General features: G+C 69.9%; 7 protein-coding genes and 1 tRNA gene. 3 read left to right on the top strand and 5 right to left on the bottom strand.

Translation table 11 applies throughout. The features are described from left to right. A partial coding sequence (locus P409_RS23075) for a sensor histidine kinase (protein WP_034844224.1) occupies window positions 1-706 on the top strand: 706 nt, incomplete at its 5' end. Then, complete coding sequence (locus P409_RS23070) at window positions 703-2,058, top strand: sigma-54-dependent transcriptional regulator (RefSeq protein ID WP_034844216.1); 1,356 nt, start codon at window positions 703-705, stop codon at window positions 2,056-2,058. The genes P409_RS23075 and P409_RS23070, both read left to right, overlap by 4 nt. Before the next feature lie 20 nt (window positions 2,059-2,078). On the opposite strand, the gene P409_RS37295 is transcribed toward P409_RS23070, so the two are convergent. From P409_RS37295 to dxs, 4 genes are all read right to left on the bottom strand, one after another. Beyond that, entirely contained in the window at window positions 2,079-2,396 is a 318-nt protein-coding gene (locus P409_RS37295) for a type II toxin-antitoxin system RelE/ParE family toxin (protein WP_081991729.1), read from the bottom strand. Next, a complete protein-coding gene (locus P409_RS23065) occupies window positions 2,393-2,644 on the bottom strand; it encodes a type II toxin-antitoxin system ParD family antitoxin (RefSeq protein WP_034844226.1) in 252 nt (83 codons plus the stop codon). Before P409_RS23065 ends, P409_RS37295 begins: the two co-directional genes overlap by 4 nt. Window positions 2,645-2,718: 74 nt before the next feature. After that, window positions 2,719-3,330 carry a hypothetical protein gene (locus tag P409_RS40145; RefSeq protein WP_034844214.1) on the bottom strand — a complete coding sequence of 204 codons (612 nt, stop codon included), beginning with the start codon at window positions 3,328-3,330 and terminating at the stop codon, window positions 2,719-2,721. 195 nt (window positions 3,331-3,525) lie between these two features. Next, complete coding sequence (gene dxs / locus P409_RS23055) at window positions 3,526-5,442, bottom strand: 1-deoxy-D-xylulose-5-phosphate synthase (RefSeq protein WP_034844213.1); 1,917 nt, start codon at window positions 5,440-5,442, stop codon at window positions 3,526-3,528. 326 nt (window positions 5,443-5,768) lie between these two features. Here dxs and P409_RS23050 point away from each other — a divergent pair. After that, window positions 5,769-5,860 (top strand) — tRNA-Ser (locus P409_RS23050). A gap of 130 nt (window positions 5,861-5,990) precedes the next feature. On the opposite strand, the gene P409_RS23045 is transcribed toward P409_RS23050, so the two are convergent. Next, the coding region (locus P409_RS23045) for a c-type cytochrome (RefSeq protein ID WP_034844210.1) at window positions 5,991-6,338 on the bottom strand (348 nt) is incomplete at its 5' end.

Here is a 6,338-nt window from a genome sequence, read left to right as displayed (position 1 = left end):
CCGGCAGCAGCTGCAAGAGGAACTGACCCAGGCCAACCGCCTGGCCATCCTGGGCCAGGTCGCGGCCAGCGTGGCGCATGAGATCAACCAGCCGGTGGCGGCGATCCGCGCCTATGCCGACAACGCGTCGGTGTTCCTCGACCGCGAGAAGCCCGCCTCGGTGCGCGAGAACCTGGCGACCATCGCCGGGCTGACCGACCGGGTCGGCACCATCACCCAGCATCTGCGCGCCTTCTCGCGCAAGGCCACCAGCTCGATCGAGGCGACCTCCTGCGCCGACGCGGTCGAGGGCGCCTTGATCCTGACCCGGCCGCGCATCCGCCGCCAGTCGGTGCGGCTGGTGCAGGACCTGCCGCCGGGCGACGTGCGGGTGGTGGCCGAGCGGGTGCGGCTGGAGCAGATCCTGGTCAACCTGCTGCAGAACGCGCTGGACGCCGTGGCCGGCCTGCCCGACCCGGAGATCCGCATCGCGGTGGACGCCGGGCCTGAGGAGGTTAGGATCTCGGTCTCAGACACCGGCAACGGCCTCGACCCCGACACGATGAAGGCGCTGTTCATCCCCTTCGCCACCTCCAAGCCGGCCGGGCTCGGCCTCGGCCTGGTGATCTGCCAGGACATTGCGCGCGAGTTCGGCGGCAGCATCGCCGCCGCCAACCGTGAGGCCGGCGGGGCGGTTTTCACCGTGACGCTCAAGAAGGCAGCATGAGCGCGGGACAGGTCGTCTTCGTCGACGACGAGGCCGAGATCCGCCATGCCAATGTGCAGAGCCTGGAGCTCGCCGGCTTCGAGGTCACGGCGCTGGACTCCGCCCGCGCCGCCCTCGACGCGGTCGACCGTGACTTCCCGGGCACCGTGGTCACCGACATCCGCATGCCCGAGACCGACGGGCTGGCGCTGTTCGCCCGGCTGCGCGAACGCGACCCCGACCTGCCGGTGATCCTGATCACCGGCCATGGCGACATCGCCATGGCGGTCGGCGCGATGCGGGACGGCGCCTATGACTTCCTGGCCAAGCCGTACCCGGCCGAGCGGCTGGTCGACAGCGTCCGCCGGGCGGTGGAGAAGCGGCGGCTGGTGATCGAGAACCGGCGGCTGAAGGCACAGCTGGAGGCGTCCGACGATCTCACCTTCCTCGGCGACACGCCGGAGATGGAGCGGCTGCGCGACACCGTGCGCGACGTTGCCGACGCCGATGTCGACGTGCTGGTGCTGGGCGAGACCGGGTCGGGCAAGGAGGTGGTGGCCGAGGCGCTGCACCGCTGGAGCCGCCGCCGGTCGAAGGCGCTGGTGGCGCTGAACTGCGGCGCGCTGCCGGAAAGCGTGATCGAGAGTGAGCTGTTCGGCCATGAGGCGGGCGCCTTCACCGGGGCGCAGAAGCGCCGCATCGGCCGGATCGAGCATGCCGATGGCGGCACCCTGTTCCTGGACGAGGTCGAGAGCATGCCGACGGCGCTGCAGGTAAAGCTGCTGCGGGTGCTGGAGGAGCGGGCGGTGGAGCCGCTGGGCACCAATGAGCGCCGGCCGCTGGACCTGCGCGTGGTCGCCGCCACCAAGACCGACCTGGCCGCGGCGTCGCAGGAGGGCCGGTTCCGGGCCGATCTCTACTACCGGCTCAACGTGGTGACGCTGCGCATCCCGCCGCTGCGCGAGCGCCGGGCCGACATCCCGCTGCTGTTCGCCCATTTCCTGGCCCGCGCCGCCGCGCGCTTCCGCCGCGACCCGCCACCGCTGAGCGACGTGGTGCGACGGCACCTGCTGGACCACGACTGGCCGGGCAATGTCCGCGAGCTGGCGCATTTCGCCGACCGCGCGGCGCTGGGCCTGGCCGGCATGGACGCGCCGGCCCCGACGCCCGCCGCCGCAGCGAGCCTGCCGGAGCGGGTCGAACGCTACGAGGCGTCGCTGCTGCGCGAGGCGCTGGCCGCCCATAAGGGCGATGTGCGGGCCGTCATCGAGGCCCTCGGCCTGCCGCGCAAGACCTTCTACGACAAGCTCACCCGCCACGGCATCGACCCGAACGAATACCGGGCGGAGCCGATCGGGAAGAAGGCGGGGTGACGAGCGGAAGGGCCCGACCGTCAAGCTGTCGGCGGCAAGTTCCGCAGCAGCCCTGCGAGATCACGAGCCCCGTGCAGCACACGAATGATGATCGGCGGCCGGCGCTCGCAGTCATAGATCATGACATAGGGAAAACCCGGTAGAGTCAGAAAACGATATCGTCGCTCCACAATATCAGGTCGCTGGGCTCCTATGTCGGGATGGGAGCCGATCCGCTTTGCGCCGCCTGCGGCTGTATCCAGCAAAGCCTGGGCGGCCATCGGATTGTCCTTCGCAATCCAGCGCACCGCTTCCAGCAGGTCACGCCGCGCCTGCGGTTGGAATTTCGCCGCTTTCACCGCTTGGCATCAGCGATGATCTGTTCGGCTTCCGCAAGAACCTCGTCCAGCGTGAATGTGCCCTCGCGTTCGCCTTCCTCCTCTGCCTCTCGCAGCATCGCCGCAAACGCCTGTCGGCGCTCCTCGGCCTCCTGCAGCAGGCGGAGGCCAGACCGCACCACCTCGCTGACATTGTTGTAGCGCCCCTCCTCCACGCATTTGCGGGCGAAGCGCTCCAGTTCCGGGGTCAGATGGACGTTGGTTGCCATGGCCGAGCCTATGTCAAAGCTTGACATAAGATGCGATCGGACCGGCTCCCACGCAAGCCATCCGGATCACCGCGTCACGGCAGCTTGACGAAATCCGCGTCGATCGTGTCCTCGACCTTGCCGCCCACCGTGCGGGTATAGCGCAGCGACAGCTTGCCCGGCGCGGTCAGGGTGCGGCGGTAGCTCTGCACCTCGGTCTTGCCGCCGGTGCTCGCCGTCAGCTCGGTGGTCAGCACCGACCCCTCCAGCCGCGCCTTGGCGCGGGCGCCGCTCTCCAGCCGCGTCGACCAGACACCGGGGGTCTTGCCGGGCGGGAACAGCGCCGTGTTCTCGCGCATCGTCAGCGGGCCCGTGGCACCGGCGCCGTCGTTTGCCCCCTCGGCGCTGCGCCAGCGCAGGAACAGGCCGCCATCGGCCGAGGCGTCGACCACCAGAGCCGCCGCCCGGCGGGAATCCCCCTCGCCCTGGGTGGCGCCCACCCAGGAGCCGCGGAACGCCTCGATCCCCGTCAGCTCGGCGACCTTCGCCGGAGTCGCCGCCGCGGGAGCCTGGGCGGCAGGAGCCGGGGCAGCCGGAGCCGGGGCAGCCGGAGCGGCGGCCGGAGTCTTGGTCGCGCCCGACGCCGAAACGCAGGCGCCCAGCAACAGGATCGCAACCGTCCCCAGGACGGCGTGCCGCAGTGTCATCGTATCCCCCTTCTCGGCCCCACGAGATCGAATCGTCGGCCATCATCACCGATGCCGCAGGCCCGCAGCACGGGAAATCGGCCGCTTCCGTGGTCAACCGCACAGCCCATCCGCGGGTTCCGCCCGGCCCGGACACGGAAACGGCCGCCCCGACGGATCGGGGCGGCCGTTTCCGTGTCCGGATCGAAAGCGCCGTCAGGCGCGGATCACACCCGTGGCCGGCGCATCGAGGCCCAGGGCCGCAGCGGCGGTGGCGACGATGTGCTGCGCCGACAGCGCCGCCTCGGCATATTGCAGCTCCGGCTTGTCGTGGTCCTGGAACCGGTCCGGCAGCGTCATCGGCCGCATCTTCAGCCCGTGGTCGAGCAGGCCGGCGCGGGCCAGGTGATGCAGCACGATGCTGCCGAAGCCGCCCTCGGCCCCCTCCTCCACCGTGATCAGCACGGCGTGGTGGCGGGCCAGCTGGTTCACCAGCTCGGTGTCGAGCGGCTTGGCGAAGCGGGCGTCGGCCACGGTGGTCGACAGGCCCATGACGCCAAGCGCATCGGCCGCCGCCAGGCAGTCCTGCAGCCGGGTGCCGTAGCTGAGCAGCGCGATCGACGTGCCCTCGCGCAGCACGCGGCCCTTGCCCAGGGCCAGTGGCTTGCCGCGGGCCGGCAGCTCGACGCCGACGCCGTCGCCGCGCGGATAGCGAAAGGCCGAGGGCTGGTCGTCCAGCGCCGCGGCGGTCGCCACCATGTGCACCAGCTCGGCCTCGTCGGCCGCGGCCATCAGCACCATGCCGGGGAGACAGGCGAGATAGGGAATGTCGAAGGCGCCGGCATGGGTGGCGCCGTCGGCGCCGACCAGCCCGGCACGGTCGATGGCGAAGCGCACCGGCAGGTGCTGGATCGCCACGTCATGCACCACCTGGTCATAGGCGCGCTGCAGGAAGGTCGAGTAGATCGCGCAGAACGGCTTGAACCCCTCCGTCGCCATGCCGGCGGCGAAGGTCACCGCATGCTGCTCGGCGATGCCGACATCGAAGCTGCGCTTCGGGAAACGCTGGGCGAACTTGTCGAGGCCGGTGCCGGACGGCATGGCGGCGGTGACGGCGACGATGCGCTCATCCTCCTCCGCCTCCTGGATCAGGGCCTGGGCGAAGACACCGGTGTAGCTGGGCGCGTTGCTCTTCGGCTTGGCCTGGGCGCCGGTGATGACGTCGAAGCGGCTGACGCCGTGATACTTGTCCGGCGCCGCCTCGGCCGGGCCGTAGCCCTTGCCCTTCTGGGTGACGACATGGACCAGCACCGGGCCGTCATCGGCGTCGCGGACATTCTCGAGCACCGGCAGCAGGTGGTCGAGATTGTGCCCGTCGATCGGGCCGACATAGTAGAAGCCCAGCTCCTCGAACATCGTGCCGCCGGTGACGAAGCCGCGGGCGTATTCCTCGGCCCGCTTGGCGGCGCGCGCCACCGGCTTCGGGAACACCGCGGTGACGTCGCGCATCAGGTGCCGCAGCGAGCGGTAGGAGCGCGAGGAGATCAGCCGCGACAGATAGGCGCTCATGGCGCCGACCGGCGGGGCGATCGACATGTCGTTGTCGTTGAGGATGACGACCAGGCGGCTCTTCAGCGCGCCGGCGTTGTTCATCGCCTCATAGGCCATGCCGGCGCTCATCGCGCCGTCGCCGATCACGGCGACGACTCGGAAGTCCTCGCCCTTCAGGTCGCGCGCCACGGCCATGCCGAGGCCGGCCGAGATCGAGGTCGAGCTGTGCGCCGCGCCGAACGGGTCGTACTCGCTCTCCGACCGCTTGGTGAAGCCGGACAGGCCGCCGCCCTGGCGCAGGGTGCGGATGCGGTCGCGCCGCCCGGTCAGGATCTTGTGCGGATAGGCCTGGTGGCCGACATCCCAGATCAGCTTGTCGCGCGGGGTGTCGAACACCCGGTGGATGGCGACGGTGAGCTCGACCACGCCGAGCCCGGCACCGAGATGGCCGCCCGTGGTCGAGACGGCGTCGATGGTCTCGGCCCTCAGCTCATCGGCGACCTGCTTCACGTCGGAAGCGGGCAGGAGGCGAAGATCTTCTGGGGTGTGGATGGTGTCGAGCAGCGGCGTGACTGGCTTCATTCAGCTTCGCTTTCGGCAGGCTTGGTCCAGCGTTCGGGCGGCATCGGCATCGGTCTCTCTCGCACCGTGACGGCAGACATACGGCCGAAGCACCCAACAATTTTCCTGCCCGGTAGTCTTTCCAGCACTATAGGGGAGCGGTGTCGCTTTCAAGAAAATCTGGTGACAGAGATGCCATCGGGTGCCGTTTTGCCACAGGTTGAGGCGGCCGCGCCACGGCCGCGTCACGTTCTGCGGCGAAGCGGGCCGGGCTATGCCGAGAGCCGTCATTGACAAGCCTTCGCCGCGCCCTTAAGAACGCCCACCGAGCGGCACCGCCGCTGGACGGAGGGGTGGCCGAGCGGCTGAAGGCAGCGGTTTGCTAAACCGTCCACGGGGGAAACCCCGTGCCCGGGTTCGAATCCCGGTCCCTCCGCCACCTTACTCACCGATATGTTGATTTTCCTCAGAGGGCTATCGGCTGATTGTCCGGTCGCATCTGCCGCTGCAATCTGGCGCGGGGATTGCGGCTGGTGCCGGAGAAGATCCTCACCGGTCAGATCTCGCCGTCATGGGCGCCCTCGCAGAGCGTAGAGATAAGCTGCGATGTCGTGCGCCTCCGACTCGGTGATCCCGGTGCTTGGCATCGCCGTGCGTGGGTTGACTCCTCGGGAGTCGCGGATCCATCGCGCCAGGTTCTCCGGCGTGTTCGGCAGCGTCCCGCCGATGAAGGCGCGGTCCGCCAGGCCGGACAGCTTTGGCCCGACCGCGCCGCGCGCGGCACCGATTCCGGGGATGGTGTGGCAGCCGGTGCAGCCGTTGCGCAGCATCAGCGCCGGAGCCCGATCCGGGTCGCCGCCGGTCAGCGCCGACGCCCAGCGATCGGCCGCCTGCTGCTGCCGGACGCCATAGGCCAC

Origin of the sequence: Inquilinus limosus MP06 (assembly GCF_000767795.1) — a bacterium.
GTDB classification, from domain to species: Bacteria; Pseudomonadota; Alphaproteobacteria; order DSM-16000; family Inquilinaceae; genus Inquilinus; species Inquilinus limosus_E.
Note: the sequence above shows the minus strand (reverse complement) of the source record. Positions and strands in the feature narration are given on the sequence as shown.